The organism is Pseudomonas sp. CP-1, from assembly GCF_021213715.1.
GTDB classification, from domain to species: Bacteria; Pseudomonadota; Gammaproteobacteria; order Pseudomonadales; family Pseudomonadaceae; genus Pseudomonas; species Pseudomonas aeruginosa.
On sequence record NZ_JAJQKY010000006.1, the window covers coordinates 124,445 to 144,466 of the forward strand.

At 65.3% G+C, this 20,022-nt stretch carries 19 protein-coding genes; 4 read left to right on the forward strand and 15 right to left on the reverse strand.

Features of this window, described 5'->3' with window-relative positions; all coding sequences use genetic code 11:
- Positions 1-45: 45 nt before the first annotated feature.
- On the reverse strand, positions 46-2,271 hold the full coding sequence (locus LT948_RS14230; RefSeq protein ID WP_073657003.1) for a DNA internalization-related competence protein ComEC/Rec2: 2,226 nt from the start codon (positions 2,269-2,271) through the stop codon (positions 46-48).
- A 130-nt stretch (positions 2,272-2,401) separates the two neighbouring features.
- Here LT948_RS14230 and LT948_RS14235 point away from each other — a divergent pair, with 130 nt between their 5' ends.
- Positions 2,402-2,935 carry a DUF2062 domain-containing protein gene (locus LT948_RS14235; protein ID WP_003091165.1) on the forward strand — a complete coding sequence of 178 codons (534 nt, stop codon included), beginning with the start codon at positions 2,402-2,404 and terminating at the stop codon, positions 2,933-2,935.
- A gap of 87 nt (positions 2,936-3,022) precedes the next feature.
- Here the strand turns inward: LT948_RS14235 and LT948_RS14240 are convergent, their stop codons facing one another.
- The 3 genes from LT948_RS14240 to LT948_RS14250 all read right to left on the reverse strand — a co-directional run bounded on the left by LT948_RS14240 (position 3,023) and on the right by LT948_RS14250 (position 6,263).
- Positions 3,023-4,267: a lipoprotein-releasing ABC transporter permease subunit gene (locus LT948_RS14240; RefSeq protein WP_003105198.1), complete on the reverse strand. Its 1,245-nt coding sequence runs from the start codon at positions 4,265-4,267 to the stop codon at positions 3,023-3,025.
- Positions 4,268-4,336: 69 nt separating this feature from the next.
- Positions 4,337-5,020 carry a lipoprotein-releasing ABC transporter ATP-binding protein LolD gene (gene lolD, locus LT948_RS14245; RefSeq protein WP_003091168.1) on the reverse strand — a complete coding sequence of 228 codons (684 nt, stop codon included), beginning with the start codon at positions 5,018-5,020 and terminating at the stop codon, positions 4,337-4,339.
- Entirely contained in the window at positions 5,013-6,263 is a 1,251-nt protein-coding gene (locus LT948_RS14250; protein WP_015502671.1) for a lipoprotein-releasing ABC transporter permease subunit, read from the reverse strand. The genes lolD and LT948_RS14250 overlap by 8 nt, the downstream gene beginning before the upstream one ends.
- A 102-nt stretch (positions 6,264-6,365) precedes the next feature.
- Here LT948_RS14250 and LT948_RS14255 point away from each other — a divergent pair, with 102 nt between their 5' ends.
- Genes LT948_RS14255 through LT948_RS14265 form a run of 3 tightly spaced genes read left to right on the forward strand, consistent with a single transcriptional unit; the run spans position 6,366 to position 8,002 of the window.
- Entirely contained in the window at positions 6,366-6,965 is a 600-nt protein-coding gene (locus tag LT948_RS14255) for a PilZ domain-containing protein (protein WP_003105196.1), read from the forward strand.
- 9 nt (positions 6,966-6,974) lie between these two features.
- A complete protein-coding gene (locus LT948_RS14260) occupies positions 6,975-7,283 on the forward strand; it encodes a hypothetical protein (RefSeq protein WP_003091175.1) in 309 nt (102 codons plus the stop codon).
- Complete coding sequence (locus LT948_RS14265) at positions 7,280-8,002, forward strand: glycerophosphodiester phosphodiesterase (RefSeq protein ID WP_003091176.1); 723 nt, start codon at positions 7,280-7,282, stop codon at positions 8,000-8,002. The genes LT948_RS14260 and LT948_RS14265 overlap by 4 nt, the downstream gene beginning before the upstream one ends.
- Positions 8,003-8,044: 42 nt before the next feature.
- Here LT948_RS14265 and sthA read toward each other — a convergent pair whose 3' ends face one another.
- From sthA to LT948_RS14320, 11 genes are all read right to left on the reverse strand, one after another.
- On the reverse strand, positions 8,045-9,439 hold the full coding sequence (sthA, locus tag LT948_RS14270) for a Si-specific NAD(P)(+) transhydrogenase (RefSeq protein WP_003091177.1): 1,395 nt from the start codon (positions 9,437-9,439) through the stop codon (positions 8,045-8,047).
- Between the two features lie 178 nt (positions 9,440-9,617).
- A complete protein-coding gene (gene nqrM, locus LT948_RS14275; protein ID WP_003091178.1) occupies positions 9,618-9,845 on the reverse strand; it encodes a (Na+)-NQR maturation NqrM in 228 nt (75 codons plus the stop codon).
- The gene (locus LT948_RS14280; RefSeq protein ID WP_003105187.1) at positions 9,842-10,870 is read right to left on the reverse strand and encodes an FAD:protein FMN transferase; all 1,029 of its coding nucleotides are present in this window, start codon (positions 10,868-10,870) and stop codon (positions 9,842-9,844) included. The genes nqrM and LT948_RS14280 overlap by 4 nt, the downstream gene beginning before the upstream one ends.
- Positions 10,863-12,086, reverse strand: coding sequence for an NADH:ubiquinone reductase (Na(+)-transporting) subunit F (gene nqrF, locus LT948_RS14285; RefSeq protein WP_003113984.1), 1,224 nt, complete (start codon positions 12,084-12,086; stop codon positions 10,863-10,865). The genes LT948_RS14280 and nqrF overlap by 8 nt, the downstream gene beginning before the upstream one ends.
- A gap of 10 nt (positions 12,087-12,096) precedes the next feature.
- Positions 12,097-12,705, reverse strand: coding sequence for an NADH:ubiquinone reductase (Na(+)-transporting) subunit E (gene nqrE, locus LT948_RS14290; RefSeq protein ID WP_003091182.1), 609 nt, complete (start codon positions 12,703-12,705; stop codon positions 12,097-12,099).
- On the reverse strand, positions 12,705-13,379 hold the full coding sequence (nqrD, locus tag LT948_RS14295) for an NADH:ubiquinone reductase (Na(+)-transporting) subunit D (RefSeq protein ID WP_003119802.1): 675 nt from the start codon (positions 13,377-13,379) through the stop codon (positions 12,705-12,707). The genes nqrE and nqrD overlap by 1 nt, the downstream gene beginning before the upstream one ends.
- A complete protein-coding gene (locus tag LT948_RS14300; RefSeq protein WP_003105182.1) occupies positions 13,376-14,161 on the reverse strand; it encodes a Na(+)-translocating NADH-quinone reductase subunit C in 786 nt (261 codons plus the stop codon). The genes nqrD and LT948_RS14300 overlap by 4 nt, the downstream gene beginning before the upstream one ends.
- Entirely contained in the window at positions 14,154-15,365 is a 1,212-nt protein-coding gene (locus tag LT948_RS14305) for an NADH:ubiquinone reductase (Na(+)-transporting) subunit B (RefSeq protein WP_003109478.1), read from the reverse strand. Before LT948_RS14305 ends, LT948_RS14300 begins: the two co-directional genes overlap by 8 nt.
- 3 nt (positions 15,366-15,368) lie before the next feature.
- Positions 15,369-16,706 (reverse strand): Na(+)-translocating NADH-quinone reductase subunit A, encoded by a 1,338-nt coding sequence (locus tag LT948_RS14310; protein ID WP_003109479.1) that lies wholly within the window; start codon positions 16,704-16,706, stop codon positions 15,369-15,371.
- A gap of 258 nt (positions 16,707-16,964) precedes the next feature.
- Complete coding sequence (locus tag LT948_RS14315) at positions 16,965-18,374, reverse strand: amino acid permease (protein ID WP_003091187.1); 1,410 nt, start codon at positions 18,372-18,374, stop codon at positions 16,965-16,967.
- A gap of 101 nt (positions 18,375-18,475) precedes the next feature.
- Positions 18,476-19,942: a glyceraldehyde-3-phosphate dehydrogenase gene (locus LT948_RS14320; protein ID WP_009313820.1), complete on the reverse strand. Its 1,467-nt coding sequence runs from the start codon at positions 19,940-19,942 to the stop codon at positions 18,476-18,478.
- Positions 19,943-20,022 lie beyond the last annotated feature (80 nt).

A 20,022-nucleotide genomic window follows, 5' to 3' on the forward strand; every position in this document is an offset into this window, starting at 1 on the left:
CGCCACTCTAGCACAGCGACCATTTTCCGCCGACCGCCACGGTTCTCATTTTTCCCGCCAGAAGTGCGCCGAATCACGCTCCCGGCGTGCGCCGCCACGGCTTCCGAGGAGAAACGTCAGGGCACCGTCGCGTGCCGTGTCGTGGACCTGCGCGGCGACCCTTGCGTAACGCTCCATCACTTCGCCATGGGGATGGCCGAAGGCGTTGCGCCAACCTCGCGAGACCAGCACATGGCGAGGCCGCGTACGCAACACGAAGGCGACTCCGGAGGAACTGCGGCTGCCATGATGCGGCGCCAGCAACCAGTCGACCCGGGGATCGGCCTGTCGCGCCAGCCAGGCATGCTCGGCCGCACGCGAGATGTCCCCGGTCAGCAGCAGGACTTCGCCATCGGCCTCGACCCTCAGCACGCAGGAGCGGTCGTTGCTGTCGCCGGCCTGCGCCCATGCCCACTGTTCGAAAACCACGCCATCCCAGGACCAGCGCCGCTCGTCGCAGCTGACCGCGAACAACGGCGAAGGCAGGCGCGCGGGTTCGCCGCTGACCAGCCAACCCGGCGGGAATCGGGAAGCGACCGTAGGAGCACCGCCTGCATGGTCGTTGTCGGCATGGCTCAGCAACAGGCCGTCCAGGCGCCGCAGGTCCAGGCTGCGCAGCACCGGCACCACCACCCGCTCGCCCATGTCGAACGCCCCCTGCCGCGCACCGCTGTCATAGAGCAAGGCATGCTCCCGGGTACGCACCAGCACGGCCAGCCCCTGGCCGACGTCCAGCACCCGCACTTCCGCCCGCCCCCATTCGACAGGCGGCGATGACGGCAACAACGCCGGCAGTAGCAACGCGGCACCGAGGGCACGCAACGGCAAGCCAGCCGGCGCCAGCCAGCAGAGCGCGCCGAGCATGCCCAGCGCTACGCTCCAGGCCGCTGCGGCGGGTGGCTGCCAGGCCTCGGCCAGGCCCGCCAGCAGGCCAAGCGCACGAAACAGCAGGTCCAGCGAAACGCCAGCGGCGCGAAGCAGCCCCTCGCCCAGCCCGGGCACCCATAGCAGCAGGCTCCCCGCCAGGGCCGGAGGCACTACCAGCAGTTCGATCCAAGGCACCGCCAGCAGGTTGGCCGGCGCTCCGCTCAGGCTCAACGGCAGGCCCAGCGCCAGCAGCGGCATCGCCAGCCCCAGCGCCATCCCCCACTGCGCCCGCCCCCAGGCCGCCCACCAGCGCCAGCGCCCAAGGCGCCCGGCGAACAGCCAGAGCAGCAGGGCAACCGCCAGGAACGACAGCCAGAACCCCGCCTGCAGGCTGGCCAGCGGCTCGACCAGCAAGACCAGCACCAGCGTTGCCAGCAGCGGGGTCAGCAAGCCCAGGTGGCGGAAACGCAGGCGCCAGACCAGCGCCAGGCTGACCATCAGGCAAGCACGCCGCACCGGGACCTCGAAACCCGCCATCAACCCGTAGCTCCAGGCACCAAGCAAACCCAGGGCGCAGGCACAGGGCAGCCAGGGCAGGCGCCGCGGCCAGCAGCCCAGGCGATGCAAGGCCGCCACCAGGCCATAGAGCATCCCCGCCAGCAACGAGATATGCGAACCGGAGATGACCATCAGATGCACGGTGCCGGTGTCCTGGAACATGCGCCACTCGGCCGCACTCAATCCCGAGCCATCCCCCAGCACCAGCGCCGCCAGGGCGGCGCCGCGCCCCTGTGCGTCGACCGCCAGCAGGCGTTGGCGCCAGGCATCGCGCCAGGCATCCAGGCCGCTGGCCAGCTGCAGGCGTTGGCCCGCCTTCACCGTGCCCACGGCACCGACCCGCTGCGCCAACAACCAGGCCTCGTAGTCGAAACCCGCCGCGTTCACCAGGCCGCGGGGGCGTTTCAGGGTCACCGCCAGGCGCCAGCGTTCGCCGCCCATCAGCGGCGGCGCGCCGCGCCAGCTCAGGCGCAGACGCTCGGGAAGAAGCACGCCCCGCGCAGCGCTGACCTCCTCCAGCCGGAAGCGCGTGACGCCCTCGCCGCTCGCCGGCAGATCGACCACACGCCCCTCCAGCCAAAGGGTGCGACCATCCAGCTCGGCGACGAGGCGTCCGTCCAGGGCGACTTGCGCCGAGCCGCAGGCCCAGGCGAACCCGAGCAGGAACAACCCCAGCCGGTACAGCCGGCCGAACAGCAGCAACAGTCCGGCGGCGGCCATGCCCAGCAGCCAGCCGACCGACGGCAATTCCGCCAGGAAGCGCAGGGCCAGCAGCCCCGCGGCGAGGGCTGACAATCCCAGGCGCATGAACGGTTCCTCCCATCCCCGTGGCGTGCCCTCCGCTCCCCGACATGTCACATGGGGTCATACAATGGGCAACGAAATCCTGTCATCTTGCTTGGCATAATACGCAAGCCTATATCCACCGAGAGCCCACATGCCGCGTCGCCTGTTCAAGCGCTACATGCCCGATCCGGAAAGCATCCGCTCGCAGAAGTCGCTGCGCTTTCTCGGCAAGTTGACGCACGATCCCAACCTTTGGCATCTCAATCGCCACTCGGTATCGCGCGCCATGGCCGCCGGGCTGTTCGCCGCCTTCATCCCGATGCCGATGCAGATGCTGCTGGCGGCCGGTCTGGCGGTGTGGATTCGGAGCAATCTGCCAATCTCCGTCGGATTGGTCTGGCTGACCAATCCGATCACGATGCCCCCGGTCTTCTATTGCACCTACAAGCTGGGCGCCTGGTTGATGCAGGTGCCGCCGCGCACCCTGCCGGACCATCTCACCTGGGAATGGATCAGCCAGGAGCTGTCCAGCCTCTGGCAGCCCTTCCTGCTCGGTTCGGTGGTGTGCGGCATCATCGCCGCCATCCTCGGCTACGCGCTGACGATGCTCTACTGGCGCTGGTGGGTGCAGCGCAGTTGGAGCCGACGCTGCCGGCAACGTCGCGAGCGGGTCGCCGCGAAGTGATCCGCCGGACATGAAAAAGCCGCCTCGAAGGCGGCTTTTTCTTGGGCCTTGTCCGCCCCATGCGGGGACAGGCGCAGGCCTTCTCGCTCACTCGTAGCGCAGCGACTCGGCCGGTTGTGTCCGCGCCGCGCGCCAGGATGGGTACAGGGTGGCGAGGAAGCTCATCAGCAATGCAGCGCTGCAGATCAGCACCACGTCCAGCACCTGCAGGTCGGAAGGCAGGTAGTTGATGAAGTACACGTCCGAGCTGAAGACCTTGTGCCCGACCAGCCGCTCGATGCGGTCGATCATCCCGGTGATGTTCAACGCCGCGAACACCCCGAGCACCCCGCCGATGACCGTCCCGATCACGCCGATGACGGTGCCCTGGACCATGAAGATCGCCATGATCTGCCTCGGCGTGGCGCCGAGGGTACGAAGAATCGCGATGTCGGTGCGCTTGTCGGCGACCACCATGATCAGGGTGGCGATGATGTTGAAGGCGGCGACCGCGATGATCAGCAGCAGGAGCAGGCCGATCATGGTCTTTTCCATCTTCATCGCGTTGAACAGGCTGCCCTGGGTCCTGGTCCAGTCGCTGGACCTGAAGCCCTGCCCCAACTCCTTGACCACCTTGGCGGCGACCTGCGGCGACTGGTAGAGATCCTTCAGTTCCAGGCGCACGCTCGGCACCTGGCCCGGTTGCAGGCGCAGCAACTGGCCGGCATCGGCGATGTCGATCAGCGCCAGCGAGTTGTCCAGTTCGGCGCCGACCTTGAACAGGGCGACGATGGTGAAGCGCTGCATGCGCGGAGTGATGCCGCCCGGCGCACTGGTGGCTTCCGGGACGATCAGGGTCAGCTTGTCGCCGACATTGACATGGAAGCGCCGCGCGGTGATCTCGCCGAGGACGATGCCGAACTCGCCAGGCTTGAGATCGTCCAGGCTGCCCTGGACGATGTGCTCGCCGATGATGGAAACCTTGCGCTCCTCCTGCGGGTCGATGCCGTTGACCAGCACCGGCAGCATGTTGCCCTTGTACGACAGCATGCCCTGCAGTTCGGCGAACGGCGCCGCGCCGACCACCTCGCGGTGCCGCAGCGCCGCGTTGGCGACGGTCTGCCAGTCGTCCAGCGGCTGCGTCGCGCTGATAGTGGCATGCGGCACCATGCCGAGGATCCGCGTGCGCATTTCCTTCTGGAAGCCGTTCATCACCGAGAGCACGATGATCATCGCCAGCACGCCCAGCGCCAGGCCGATCATCGAGGTCAGCGAGATGAACGAGATGTAGTGGTTGCGGCGTTTGGCGCGGGTGTAGCGCAGGCCTATGAAGAACGGTAACGGTCTGAACATGTCGCGGATGCACCGAGTCGATGGGGGATTCGCCGGACGGGAGCGGACGGCGGGCACGCCGTCGCCCCGCTACGCGGCGATCAGTCGGCCTTCTTCCAGGCGCAGGATGCGATCCATGTGCCCGGCCAGCTGGAGATCGTGGGTTACCACCAGGAACGAGGTCTGCAACGAACGGCTCAGTTCCAGCATCAGCTCCTGGATACCCTGGGCGGTATGCTGGTCGAGGTTGCCGGTGGGCTCGTCGAGCAGTACCAGCTGCGGACGGTTGACCAGCGCGCGGGCGATCGCCACCCGCTGGCGCTCGCCGCCGGACAGCTCGGCCGGCTTGTGCGACAGGCGATGCCCCAACCCGACCCGCTCCAGCAGCTCGGCCGCCCGCTGGCGGGCTTCGGCGATCGGCGTGCGGCCGATCAACAGCGGCATGCAGACGTTCTCCAGAGCGGTGAACTCCGGCAACAGGTGGTGGAACTGGTAGACGAAGCCCAACGCGCGGTTGCGCAGCAGCCCGCGGGCCGTCTCGTTCAGCGCCGAGAGTTCCTCGCCGGCGAGCCAGACGCTGCCGGCGGAGGGCGTGTCCAGGCCGCCGAGCATGTTCAGCAAGGTGCTCTTGCCCGAACCGGAGCTGCCGACGATAGCCACCCGCTCCCCAGGCAGCAGGTTCAACTCGACACCGGACAGCACCTGCACCGATTGCGGCCCCTCGTCGTAGCTCTTGCTCAGGTTGCGGCAACTCAGCACCGACTTGTCATTCATAACGCAAAGCCTCCGCAGGCTGGGTGCGAGCCGCACGCCAGGCTGGATACAAAGTGGCGAAGAAGCTGAGGACCAGGGCCGCGCCGCAGACCAGCACGACATCGTCGAGCATCAGTTGCGACGGCAGGTAATCGATGAAGTACACGTCGGACGCGAGGAACTGGTGGCCCAGCAGCTTTTCCAGGGCGGAAATCCAGGCGCTGACGTTGAGTGCCGCGACCACCCCGAGGACCCCGCCGACCAGCGTGCCGATCACCCCGATCACCGTACCCTGGACCATGAAGGTAGCCATGATCTGCCCCGGCGTGGCGCCGAGGGTACGAAGGATGGCGATGTCCGACTTCTTGTCGGTGACCACCATCACCAGGGTGGAAATGATGTTGAACGCGGCGACCGCGACGATCAGCAGCAGCAACAGGCCGATCATGGTCTTTTCCATGCGGATGGCCTGGTACAGGTTGCCGTGGCTGCGCGTCCAGTCGCGGGCGTAGAAGTCATTGTCGGTCAGGGTCCGGGCGATCTCCCAGGCCACCCGCGGCGCCTGGAACAGGTCGTCGAGCTTCAGGCGCAGCCCCTGTACCTGGTTGGTCTTCCAGCGCTGCAGGCGCGCGGCGTCTTCCAGGTGGATCAGCGACAGGCCGCCATCCAGTTCGCCGGCGCCGACGCGGAAGGTGCCGACCACGGTGAAACGCTTCATCCGCGGGAACACCCCGGCCGGGGTGACCGCCACCTCGGGGAGGATCAGGGTGACCTTGTCGCCGATGCCGACGCCAAGCTTCTGCGCCGCCAGTTGGCCGATGACGATGCCGAAGCCGCCGGCCTTGAGTTCCGCCAGCGAGCCCTGCTTGAAGAAATCGGGAATGATCGAGACCTTGGCCTCTTCCAGCGGATCGACCGCATCGACCATCACCGTCTGCACCGCGCCATTGGCGCTGAGCATGCCCTGCATCTGGGTGAACGGCGCTACCGCGCTGACATGCTCGTGGGCCTTGACCTTCTCGGCCAGGGCGCGCCAGTCATCGATGGGCTGGTACGACTCGACGGTGGCCTGCGGCACCATGCCGAGGATGCGGGTACGCATCTCGCGATCGAAGCCGTTCATCACCGAGAGCACCACGATCATCACCAGCACGCCCAGTGCCAGGCCGATCATCGAGGTCAGCGAAATGAAGGAGACGAAATGGCTGCGACGTTTGGCCCGCGTATAGCGCGTGCCGATGAAAACGGACAGGGGTCTGAACATGTCGCCCTTAGCTGGCAGAAAATGGATGCGTCGGGATGGCGAAGTGGCGAGGCATCGCCGGCGGCCTTACACTCTGACCATCACTGCCGCCGTGGGTTCGCCATGTCCACTCGTGACGCGGATGACCGCCGCGAATACTACCGTATCGAAGATACCCTCGCACTGGAATTTCGCCCTGCCGGGGCCGTCGAAGACGGCCTGGAGAGCGAGCCGGGGGCCACCCTGTTCAGCCTGCTCAGCGACCTCCACCTGATGGATTACGAGTCGCAGCACCTGCTGCGCCACATCAGCGAACGCGACCGCACGCTGGCCAACTACCTGAAGGTGATGAACAAGCGCATCGACCTGCTTGGCCAGGTCATGGTGCAGAGCCTGCTCAAGGAGATCGGCGAACCGCGCAAGGTCAGCCTGTCCGAGGGGGGCGTCAGCTTCCGCCACGACCGCGCATTGCCGGTCGGCCAATTGCTCGTCCTGCGCATGGTCCTGTTGCCGCAGGGGTTCGGCCTCGAACTGCGGGCCCGGGTAATCCACGCCCAGCCACACGACGACGAATTCGAGATCGGCACCGAGTTCGAAGCGTTGAGCGACGCACAGCGCCAGTTGCTGGCCCGGCATATCCTCCAGAAGCAGGCCCAGCAGCGCCGCCTGGCACGGGCCGGACAAGGCCCGCTCGGCGAGCCGGGCCAACCTTCTTCGACCTGAGATGTACCGATGCTCCGTTCGCTACTGCTGTGCTCCCTCCTCCTCGCCCCGCCGCTGTTCGCCGACACCCTGAGCATTCCGCTGGGCGCCCAGGGCGATACCCGGGTCGCCCTGCCCGCGCGCGGCGAAAGCCGCGAAGCCGTGCTGCAACGCTTCGGCCTGGCCGACGAGGAACATCCCGCGGTCGGCCAGCCGCCCATCGTGCGCTGGGATTACCGCGACTTCTCGGTATATTTCGAAAGCGGCCGGGTGATCGACAGCGTTCGCCATCATCGGCCGCGGAATCCCGCGCAACCCTCGAACAAGGAGCCACAGTGACTCTCATCTATGGACATCGCGGCGCCAAGGGCGAAGCGCCGGAAAACACCCTGGCCAGCTTCCAGCGCTGCCTGGAGCATGGCGTCAACCGTTGCGAACTGGACCTGCACCTGTCCCGCGACGGCGAACTGATGGTGATCCACGACCCGACCCTGAAGCGCACCACCGGCCGCCGCGGCAAGGTCGCCGAACACGACGCGGCCACCCTGGTCACCTACGACGCGCGCGAAGGCGGCCCCGGCTGGGTACGGCCGACGCCGATCCCGCGGCTGGAGGAGTTGTTCGAGAAGTGCCCGTTCGAGCACTGGCAACTGGAAGTGAAGAGCGCCTCGCGCGAACGCGCGGCGCGGACGGTAACGCGGATCAGGGAGCTGACCGAGCGCTTCGGCAACCGCGACAAGGTCACCGTCACCAGCGGTTCGCGGACCGTGCTCAAGGCCCTCAACGAACTGACCCCGGAGCTGTCGCGCGGGCTGGTCGCCGAATACGCCTGGCTCGACCCGCTGAAGGTCGCCCAGCACTATGGCTGTGCCCTGCTCGCCCTGAACTGGACCCTATGCACCCCGGAACGCCTGCTCAAGGCCCAGCGCCAGGGGCTTCACGTCTCGGTGTGGACGGTCAACGAACCGGCGCTGATGCGCCGGCTCGCCGACTTCGGCGTGGACAGCCTGATCACAGACTTTCCCGGTTTGGCCAGCGCCACCCTCGGGAATCGCTGAGCACATCCCCTCCGGCCGGCTCAGGCCGCCGGCCGGAGTCCTTCAAAAAAGCCGGTTGAGGCCGTCGAACGCCGCTACCCGATAGGCTTCCGCCATGGTCGGGTAGTTGAAGGTGGTGTTGACGAAGTACTTCAGGGTATTCAGCTCGCCCGGCTGGTTCATGATCGCCTGGCCGATGTGGACGATTTCCGAAGCCTGGTCGCCGAAGCAGTGCACGCCGAGGATCTCCAGGGTCTCGCGATGGAACAGGATCTTCAGCATGCCCACCGGCTCGTTGGAAATCTGCGCCCGGGCCATGCCCTTGAAGAACGCCTTGCCCACTTCGTAGGGAATCTTCGCCGCGGTCAGTTCGCTTTCGTTCTTGCCGATCGAGCTGATCTCCGGAATGGTGTAGATGCCGGTCGGCACATCGTTGACGAAGCGCCAGCTGTCGCTCTCGACGATGTTGCCGGCGGCCGAGCGGCCCTGGTCGTAGGCAGCGCTGGCCAGGCTCGGCCAGCCGATCACGTCGCCGGCGGCGAAGATGTTGCTCACCGAAGTGCGGTAGTTCTCGTCCACCTCGATCTGGCCACGGCTGTTGACCTTGATGCCGACGTTCTCCAGGCCGAGCTTGTCGGTATTGCCGGTCCGGCCGTTGCACCAGAGCAGCGCGTCCGCCTTGATCTTCTTGCCCGACTTCAGGTGCAGGATGACACCGTTGTCCAGCCCCTCGACGCGCTCGTACTCCTCGTTGTGGCGGATCAGCACGTTGTTGTTGCGCAGGTGGTAGCTCAGCGCATCGGAAATCTCGTCATCGAGGAAGCTGAGCAACTGGTCGCGCGTATCGATCAGGTCCACCAGCACGCCCAGGCCGCTGAAGATCGACGCGTATTCGCAGCCGATCACCCCGGCTCCGTAGATGATCAGCCGGCGCGGGGTGTGGCTCAGGGACAGGATGGTGTCGCTGTCGTAGACCCGCGGGTGGTTGAAATTGATGTCCGAAGGACGATACGGGCGCGAGCCGGTGGCGATCACGAACTGGTCGGCGACCAGGCGCTCCACCGCACCGCTCGGCGTCACCACTTCGACGGTGCGTTCGTCGACGAAGCTGGCGGTGCCGGTGAACATGTCGATGCGATTGCGCGCGTAGTAGCCGGTACGCGAGGCGACCTGCTTGGAGATCACCCGGTCGGCGCTCTTCAGCACGTCGGGAAAGGAGAACCAGCGCGGCTCGCCGATCTGGCGGAACATCGGGTTGGTGTTGAACTCGATGATCTGCTTCACCGAGTGGCGCAGGGCCTTGGAAGGAATGGTGCCGAGGTGCGTGCAGTTGCCTCCGACCACGCGACGGCTGTCGACTACCGCCAGCTTGCGTCCGTACTTGGAGGCGTTCATCGCCGCCCCTTCGCCCGCCGGACCCGTGCCCAAAATCACCACGTCGTAGTTGTAGACAGCCATGCGTACTCCTCAGAACAGGCCGAGGCGCCCACTGGCGCCTCCGGCAAAGCCGCTGCACAACATGTGCGCGGCGGATCGATTCGATCATCGGGTCGGTGCGAACGACGGCATTCGCCGGGCAAGGCTCGGTCCGACCTCGAGGCGGGCATATGTTACGCCCCGTGCGAAATGTCGCACATTAGCGTTTGGTCGCGTCGTAGGCGAGTTTTCCGGGCACTACAGATTCGTCGCGGTTGGCTTCCTCGCATTTCTGCCGGTCGCCGCCGCAGATCGAGCACTCCTTCTCGATCCCCAGGTTGGCGATGCCGCCGCAGGAACCGGCGATCGGCTTGCGGCCCATGATGACCCCGATGGACATGCCGAAGACCACCAGCAGCATGATGACGAAGACCAGTAGCCAGGTCATGGACGTTCTCCTTGGTTGCCGAACAGTTGCTCGTAGCGTGGCGTGGTGCGGCTGTCGAAACCGTTGCCCTGGCGACTGACGAACAGCGCCGCCAGTCGGTGCTTCTCGGCGAAACGGTAGCCCTCTTCCGGACCGAGCACCATCAGCAGGGTCGACAGGCCGTCGGCGTTGCGCGTCGACGGATCGATCACCGTGACCGAAGCCAAGTGATGGTCGATCGGCGCGCCGGTGCGCGGGTCGAAGGTGTGCGAATAGCGCTGGCCGTTCTCTTCGAAATAGTTGCGGTAATCGCCCGAGGTCGAGACGCCGTAGCCGTCCAGCGCCAGTACCTGCTGGGCGACCCGCTGGCCCTCGCGCGGCGCTTCGATAGCGATGCGCCAGGGCGTGCCGTCCGGCTTGCGCCCTTCGGCTTTCAACTCGCCGGTGATTTCCGCCAGGTAGCTGCGCACGCCAAGCTCCTTCAGGCGTTCGCCTACCGCGTCCACCGTATAGCCAGCGGCGATGCTGTCGAAGTCCAGCTGTACGGCGGCGTCCTTGCACAGGCGCTGGCCGTCGATGCGCAGGTGTCGATGGCCGACGTCACGGCGCACCGCGGCGATCTGCTCGGCGCTGGGAACCTTCTCCACCCGCGCCTGCGGACCGAAGCCCCAGAGGTTCATCAGCGGCTCGACGGTCATGTCGAAGGCGCCCTGGCTCTGTTCCGACAACTCGCCGCCGTAGCGCAGCAACTCCAGCATCGGTGGCGGCAGCTCCATGCAGGACTGCGCCGGCAGCGCATTGAAACGCGAGACCAGGGAATCGTCGCGGTAGGTGGACATCTGCCGGTCGACCTCGGCGAGGATCGCCTCCACCGCGGCTTTCGCCGTCTGGACGTCGGGCGCCGAGGCGCCGCGCACGTACTTGATCGAATAGGTGCTGCCCATGGTCGGGCCGCCGAAGCTTTCCAGGGTGTCGCCGCAACCGGCCAGGACCAGCGCCAGCGCTGCCAGTCCGGCCATGGCAAGCGGACGGAAACGCTCAGCCACCGAAATCGTCCAGCAGGATATTCTCGCGCTCCACGCCCAGGTCGGTGAGCATCTTGATCACCGCGGCATTCATCATCGGCGGGCCGCACATGTAGAACTCGCAGTCCTCGGGCGCCGGGTGGTCCTTCAGGTAGTTCTCGAACAGCACGTTGTGGATGAAACCGGTCAGGCCGGTCCAGTTGTCCTCCGGCTGCGGGTCGGACAGCGCCAGGTGCCACTGGAAGTTGGGGTTCTCCGCCTGCAGCTGGTCGTACTCCTCGGTATAGAAGGCCTCGCGCAGCGAGCGCGCGCCGTACCAGAAGCTGATCTTGCGGTTCGACTTGAGCCGGCGCAACTGGTCGAAGATGTGCGAACGCATCGGCGCCATGCCGGCGCCGCCGCCGATGAAGACCATCTCGGCCTCGGTGTCCTTGGCGAAGAACTCGCCGAACGGCCCGTACACGGTGACCTTGTCGCCCGGCTTGAGGTTGAACACCCAGGACGACATCTGCCCCGGCGGCAGGTCGCTGCCCGGCGGCGGCGAGGCGATGCGGATGTTGAACTTGACCACGCCCTTCTCTTCCGGGTAGTTGGCCATCGAGTAGGCGCGGATCACCGTCTCGTCGACCTTCGACACGTAGCGCCACATGTTGAACTTGTCCCAGTCGCCGCGATATTCCGGCTGGATATCGAAGTCCTTGTACTCGACCACGTGCGGCGGGCATTCCAGCTGCACGTAGCCGCCGGCACGAAAGTCCACGCTCTCGCCGTCCGGCAGGCGCAGGGTGAGTTCCTTGATGAAGGTGGCGACGTTGGGGTTGGACTCCACCGTGCACTCCCATTTCTTCACCCCGAAGACCTCTTCAGGCACGCGGATCTGCATATCCTGCTTGACCGGGGTCTGGCACGACAGGCGCCAGCCTTCCTTCGCCTGGCGCCGGGTGAAGTGCGACTCCTCGGTCGGCAGCATCTCGCCGCCGCCCTCGACCACCACGCATTTGCACTGCGCGCAGGTGCCGCCGCCGCCGCAGGCGGAAGACAGGAACACGTTGTTCGCCGCCAGGGTTTGCAGCAGCTTGCCGCCGGCCGGCACGGTCAGGCTGTGCTCGCCGTTGATCTGGATGGTCACGTCGCCACTCGACACCAGCTTGGCGCGGGCGACCAGGATGATCGCCACCAGGCCCAGGACGATGGCGGTGAACATGCCGATGGCCAGGAAAATCTCGAATCCGATCACGGGCCTCTCCTTACAACTGCACGCCGGAGAACGACATGAAGCCCAACGACATCAGGCCGATGGTGATGAAGGTGATCCCCAGGCCCTGCAGGCCCTCGGGGACGTCGCTGTACTTGAGCTTCTCGCGGATACCCGCCAGCGCGGCGATCGCCAGCGCCCAGGAAAAGCCCGAGCCGACGCCGTACACCGTGCTCTCGGCAAGGTTGTAGTCGCGCTCGACCATGAACAGCGAGCCGGCCATGATCGCGCAGTTCACCGTGATCAGCGGCAGGAACACGCCCAGCGCGTTGTAGAGGCTGGGTACGTACTTGTCGAGGAGCATCTCGAGGATCTGCACGATGGCGGCGATCACCCCGATGTAGCTGAGCAGGCCGAGGAAGCTCAGGTCCACCTCGGGCAGCCCGGCCCAGGCCAGCGCGCCGTCCTTGAGCAGGTAGGTGTAGATCAGGTTGTTGGCCGGCACGGTGATGGTCTGCACCACGATCACCGCGATACCCAGGCCGATGGCGGTCTCCACCTTCTTCGAGATGGCGATGAAGGTACACATGCCGAGGAAGAACGCCAGCGCCATGTTCTCGACGAACACGGCCTTCACGAACAGGCTGATGTAGTGCTCCATCAGTAAGCCTCCTTGCTGGATACCTGCGGGGCCATCTTGTAGGTCGGGGCCTCGACCTGGTCTTTCTTCCAGGTCCGCAGGGCCCAGATGATCAGGCCGATCAGGAAGAACGCCGAAGGCGGCAGCAGGAGCAGGCCGTTCGGCTGGTACCAGCCGCCATCGTTGACCGTCGGCAACACGCTGATGCCGTAGAGCTTGCCGGCGCCGAACAGCTCGCGGACGAAGCCGAGCACCAGCAGCATGGCGCTGTAGCCGAGACCGTTGCCGATGCCGTCGAAGAACGACACGAGCGGCGGGTTGGCCATGGCGAAGGCTTCGGCGCGGCCCATCACGATGCAGTTGGTGATGATCAGCCCGACGAACACCGAGAGCTGCTTGCTCAGGCTATAGGCATAGGCCTTGAGCACCTGGTCGACGACGATCACCAGCGAGGCGATGATCACCATCTGCACGATCATCCGGATCGAGCTGGGAATCTGCCGGCGGATCATCGAGATGAACAGGTTGGAGAAGCCGGTCACCAGGGTCAGGGCGATGGCCATGACGGTAGCGGTCTTCAGGTTCGAGGTTACCGCCAGCGCCGAGCAGATCCCGAGGATCTGCAGGCCGATCGGATTGTTCTGGAAGACCGGATTGAACAGGACTTCGCGGATCGTGGGTTGAGCAGCCATCACGCCTCCCCTTTGCGCAGATTGGCGAGGAAGGCGTCGAAACCGTCCTTGCCGAGCCAGAAATGCAGCAGGTTGTCGACACCCTTGCTGGTCAGGGTGGCGCCGGCCAGGCCGTCGACCTGGTGGGTCGCCTTCGCCGATTGCGGGTCCACCGAGCCCTTGATGATCTGTACGGCAAGATCGCCCTGGGCGTCGTAGAGGGTCTTGCCGACCCACAGCGCCTTCCATTTCGGATTGTCGACCTCACCGCCGAGACCGGGGGTCTCGCCATGCTGGTAGAAGCCGAAGCCGGCGACCGTATTGAGGTCGCCCTTGAGCGCCAGGAAGCCGTACAGGGTCGACCACAGACCGTAGCCGCGCACCGGCAGGATCAGGGTGTCGAGCTTGCCGTCGGTCTCCACCAGGTAGACCGTGGTGTAGCGCTCGCGGCGCTTGATCGAGGCGATGTCCTCGGCGGCGGGCAGCGCATCCGACAGCGCCGGGTCCTTGGCCGCTTTCAGCGGGTCGTAGCCGAGCGGGTCCTGGGCATCGCTGAAGGTGCCGCTCTGCAGGTCGACCACCTTGGCGGTGATGCGACTGTCGAACAGCGCCTTGACCTCTTTGCCGGACATGCCCGGCTCGCCGAGACCGGCGATGGCGAGGATGCTGCGCTGCTTGTCGAGCAGGCGGTTTTCCGCCTGGGTCGGCTTCAGCGCCACCGCCGCGCCGGCGACGAACACCGAGCTGACCAGGCACACCACCAGGGCTACCAGCAGTGTGCGGGTGGTGGATTCTTGATTAGCCATTGCGCGCCAGCCTCCGCTTGATGTTGGCCTGAACGACGAAATGGTCGATCAGCGGTGCGAACAGGTTGGCGAACAGGATCGCCAGCATCATGCCTTCCGGGAACGCCGGGTTGACCACCCGGATCAGCATGACCATCACTCCGATCAGGGCGCCGAACAGCCACTTGCCGGTATCGGTCATGGACGCCGAGACCGGGTCGGTGGCCATGAAGATCATGCCGAAGGCGAAGCCGCCGGTGACCAGGTGCCAATACCAGGGCATGGCGAACATCGGGTTGCTGGCCGAGCCGATGGCGTTGAACAGGTAGCTCATGGCGACCATCCCCAGCATCACCCCGGCGACGATGCGCCAGGAGGCGATGCGGGTCAGCAGCAGCACGGCGCCGCCGATGAAGATCGCCAGGGTGCTGGTCTCGCCCATCGAACCCTGCATGTGGCCGAGGAAGGCATCCATCCAGGTCAGGCCGTGGCCGAGGATGTTGTCCACCCCGCCGGCGGCGGCCAGGCTCAGCGAGGTGGCGCCGGCGAAGCCGTCCACCGAGGTCCATACCGCGTCGCCGGACATCTGCGCCGGGTAGGCGAAGAACAGGAAGGCCCGGCCGACCAGTGCCGGATTGAGGAAGTTCTTCCCGGTGCCGCCGAACACTTCCTTGCCCAGCACCACGCCGAAGCTGATCCCCAGGGCTACCTGCCACAGCGGGACGGACGGCGGCAGGGTCAGGGCGAACAGCACCGAGGTGACGAAGAAGCCTTCGTTGACCTCGTGGCGGCGGATGCTGGCGAACAGCACCTCCCAGAAACCGCCGACGATGAAGGTGGTCAGGTACACCGGCAGGAAGTACGCGGCGCCCTGGACCAGGCAATCCCACAGGCTGTTCGGGTCGAACCCGGCCAGCGCGCCGATCAGGGCGAAGCGCCAGCCATCCTGGGCGCTCAACAGGTCGGGGCTCTGGGCGAAGATCAGGTTGGCCTGGTGGCCGACGTTGTACATGCCGAAGAACATCGCCGGGAAGGTGCACAGCCAGACGATGATCATCATGCGCTTCAGGTCGATGCCGTCGCGCACGTGTGCAGTGGTGCGGGTGACGCTGCCGGGACGATAGAGGAAGGTGTCCACGGCCTCGTACAGCGGGTACCACTTCTCGTAGCGCCCGCCCTTCTCGAAATGATGCTCGACCTTGTCGAGCAGGTTACGCAAACCCATGGCTCAGCCCTCCTGCTCGATGCGTGCCAGGTTGTCCCGCAGAATCGGGCCGTATTCGTACTTGCCGGCGCAGACGTAGCTGCACAGCGCCAGGTCCTCTTCGTCGAGTTCCAGGGCGCCGAGCTTCTGGGCCATTTCCGTGTCGCCGACGATCAGGTAGCGCAGCAGTTGGGTCGGCAGGATATCCAGCGGCATCACCGCCTCGTAATTGCCTACCGGCACCATCGCCCGCGGGCTGCCGTTGGTGCTGGTGGTGAAGGCGAAACGCTTGCCGCCGAGCAGCCTGGAGACGAACACGTTGAGCAGCGAATGCTTTTCCACCCCGGCGCGCAGGTAGTGGAGGAACTCACGCTGGTCGCCCTCCTTGAGACAGGACAACTGCAGGTGGTAGCGCCCCAGGTAGGCGTAGGCGCCATGGGCGGTGCGACCGCCCAGCACGGAGCCGGAGATCAGCCGGTTGTTGCCCGGCTGCAGCTGGCCGGCGGCCAGTTCGTCGAGGTTGGCGCCCAAGCGGGTGCGCACCAGACGCGGCTTTTCCACCACCGGACCGGCCAGGGCGATCACCCGCTCGGTCCACAATTGCCCGGTCGTGAACAGCTTGCCGATGGCGATCACGTCCTGGTAGTTCAGGTTCCACACGCTCTTGCCGGCACCCACCGGGTCGAGGAAGTGGATATGGGTGCCGGGCAGGCCCGCCGGATGCGGACCGGCGAAGGCTTGCGCGGTCACGCCGGAGAGCGCCTCGCCGGGTAGCGAAACGCCTTCCGCCTTGCACAGGAACACCCGGGCCAGGCGCCCGAGCACCGTCAGCCCGGCCTGGAAGGCCTCGCCCTGCTCCGCGATAACCACCTGCGGATCGGCGGCCAGCGGCTGAGTATCGATGGCAGTGACGAAAATCGAACTAGGGCTGGACTCGGGATCGGGCACCTTGCTGAACGGCCGGGTCCGCAGCGCGGTCCACAGGCCCGACTGCAACAGGTTGTCGCGGACCTGCTCGGCGCTCAGCGTGGCGAGTTGGTCCGCGGGATAACGGGCGAACTCCAGTTGCTCGTCGCCGTCGAGATCGATGACCACCGATTGCAGGACGCGCTTCTCGCCACGATGGATGGCACTGACCACACCGGCGCCGGGTGCGGTATAGCTGACGGAGGGATTCTTCTTGTCGGTGAACAGCGCCTGCCCCAGCTTCACCCGGTCGCCTACCTGCACCGCCATGGTCGGCTTCATGCCGTGGTAGTCGAAACCGATCAACGCCACGCTGCGTACCGGGCGTGCTGCCTCGATGCGCTGTTCGGGGGCGCCGCTGATGGGCAGGTCCAGGCCACGTTTTATCTTGATCATGTCTAGTGCCTAGTGGTCGTGGACAGAAAAGACGAGGCCCAAGTCAGAAAATGACCATCATCGCGCACAACGTACTGAATTGGCACGATTGATGAATGGCCCCGCAAGGTAACTCCGGGATTATAAAGAGCCACCTCCCCGGGAGCCACCCAAGCCGCACACCGGGCCTTGAAACGCGTAACAGAAAACGACAGAAAAACTTGCCCGTGCGAAATGAAAAACGGGAGCCGAAGCTCCCGTCCCGCGCCACCCGCAGGCTCAGGCCTGCTGGCCGAGCCCGCGCCTTTCCGCCAGCGACAGCTTGACCCGGTAGCACAACCACATCAGCAGCAGCCAGAATGGGATGGCGTACACCGAGATGTTGATCCCGGGGATCATCAGCATGATGCCAAGGATGAACACCACGAAGGCCAGGCACAGGTAGTTGCTGAACGGCGACCAGAGTGCCTTGAAGAAGGTGTCCACGCCCTGCCGCTTCATCGCCGCGCGGAACTTCAAGTGCGACAGGCTGATCATCGCCCAGTTGATCACCAGCGCCGCCACCACCAGCGACATCAGCAGTTCCAGCGCCTTGTGCGGCAATACGTAGTTGACGATCACGCAGAGGAAGGTGATCAGCGCCGAGACCAGGATCGACAGCACCGGCACGCCCCGGCGGTCCACCGACATCAGCACCTTCGGCGCGTCGCCCTGGGCGGCCAGGCCGTAGAGCATCCGGCTGTTGCAGTAGACGCCGCTGTTGTAGACCGACAATGCCGCGGTGAGGACTACGAAGTTGAGGATGTTGGCCGCGGTGCCGCTGCCGATCAACGAGAAGATCTGCACGAACGGGCTGCCACTGTAGTCGTCGCCGGAAGCGTTGATGGTCTCCACCAACTGGTCCCATGGATACAGCGAGAGCAGCACCGCCAGGGCGCCGATATAGAAGATGAGGATCCGGTAGATCACCTGGTTGATCGCCTTGGGAATCACCTTCCTCGGCTCGGACGCCTCGGCGGCGGTGATGCCCACCAGCTCCAGGCCACCGAAGGAGAACATGATGATCGCCAGGGTCATCACCAGGCCGCTGAGGCCGTTGGGGAAGAAGCCGCCGCGGTCCCACAGGTTGCTCACCGAGGCTTGCGGCCCGCCACCGCCGCCGACCAGCAGGTAGATACCGAGCAGGATCATGCCGATGATCGCCGCTACCTTGATGATCGCGAACCAGAACTCGGTCTCGCCGAAGGCTTTCACGTTGGCCAGGTTGATCGCGTTGATCAGCACGAAAAACGCCGCCGCCGTGGCCCAGGTCGGCACGTCAGGCCACCAGTACTGGATGTACTTGCCCACCGCGGTCAGCTCCGACATGCCCACCAGGATGTACAGCACCCAGTAGTTCCAGCCGGAGAGGAAACCGGCGAAGCCGCCCCAGTACTTGTGTGCGAAGTGGCTGAAGGAGCCGGCCACCGGCTCCTCGACGATCATCTCGCCGAGCTGGCGCATGATCAGGAAGGCGATGAAGCCGCCAATGGCGTAACCGAGGATCATCGACGGGCCGGCCGTCTTGATGACGCCCGCCGAGCCGAGGAACAGCCCGGTGCCGATCGCCCCGCCCAGCGCGATCAACTGGATGTGGCGATTCTTCAGGCCACGCTTCAGCTCGCCCTGGTGCAGATGTTGACCATCCATTGAAAAACCCTAAATCGAAGTGAGTAGTTTCTTGTTCTGGTTATCCACAGAAATGAAAAACGGGAGCCCGAGAGCTCCCGTTTTCCTCTACGCCTCGCGCATCAACGCGGGAAGGCCGGCGGGTTGACCCCAGCCATGTCTTCCATCACGCGCACTACCTGGCAGCTGTAGCCGAACTCGTTGTCGTACCACACGTACAGGACGACACGGTTGTCGTTGCAGATGGTCGCCTCGGCGTCCACCACGCCGGCATGGCGCGAACCGACGAAGTCGGTGGAAACCACTTCCTGGGAGCTGACGAAGTCGATCTGCTTCTGCAGGTCCGAGTGCATGGCCATCTGGCGCAGGTACTCGTTGATCTCTTCGCGGGTGGTGGCCTTTTCCAGGTTCAGGTTGAGGATCGCCATGGACACGTTCGGCGTCGGCACGCGGATCGCATTGCCGGTCAGCTTGCCTTTCAGCACCGGCAGGGCCTTGGCCGCGGCGGTGGCGGCACCGGTCTCGGTGATCACCATGTTCAGCGGCGCGCTGCGGCCACGACGACTGCCCTTGTGGAAGTTGTCGATCAGGTTCTGGTCGTTGGTGTACGAGTGGACGGTCTCGACGTGACCGTTGACGATGCCGTACTGGTCGTTGACGGCCTTCAGCACCGGCACGATGGCGTTGGTGGTGCAGGAGGCGGCCGAGATGATCTTGTCGTCGGCGCCGATGTCGGTGTGGTTGATACCGTGCACGATGTTCTTCAGCGCACCCTTGCCCGGAGCGGTAAGGACCACGCGATCGATCCCCGGGCACTTCAGGTGCTGGCCGAGGCCTTCGGCGTCGCGCCACTTGCCGGTGTTGTCGACCAGCAGGGCGTTCTTGATGCCGTACTGGGTGTAGTCGATCGACGCCGGGTCGTTGGAGTAGATCACCTGGATCAGGTTGCCGTTGGCGGTCAGCGTGTTGTTTTCTTCGTCGATGGTGATGGTGCCGTCGAACGGACCATGCACCGAGTCCCGACGCAGCAGGCTGGCCCGCTTGACCAGGTCGTTCTCGGCGCCCTTGCGCACGACGATCGCGCGCAGGCGCAGGCCGTCGCCGCCGCCGGTCTTCTCGATCAGGATACGCGCCAGCAGGCGACCGATGCGGCCGAAGCCGTAGAGCACGACGTCGGTGCCTTCGCGGGCATCGCCGTTCTGCTTGCCGGCCACTTCGGCCAGCTCGGCCTTGACGAAGTCCTCGATGCTGCGGCCGTTACCTTCTGCCTTGAACTTGGCGACCATCTTGCCCAGATCGACGGAAGCGGCGCCCAGCTTGAGCTCGCTCATCGCCTTGAGGATCGGGAACGTCTCGTGAACCGACAGCTCGGCGTCATCAGCCATGCGATGACGGGCGAAACGATGCGCCTTCATGATCGCGATCACCGAGCGGTTGATCAGACCACGGCCATGGATCGAGGTCACCACATTGTTATTGCGGTAGAGCTGGCCAATCAGCGGGATCATGGCTTCCGCGATGGCTTCACGATCGATCCATTCACCGAGACACTGGTCGGGCTTCTGAGTCACGGGCAATACCTTCCACATGTAGGGGATGAAAAAAGGGGCTACATTATGACCGCGCCGGCCAGGCTCGGCAATCTGCAGCAGTCGGAAGACTGACATCC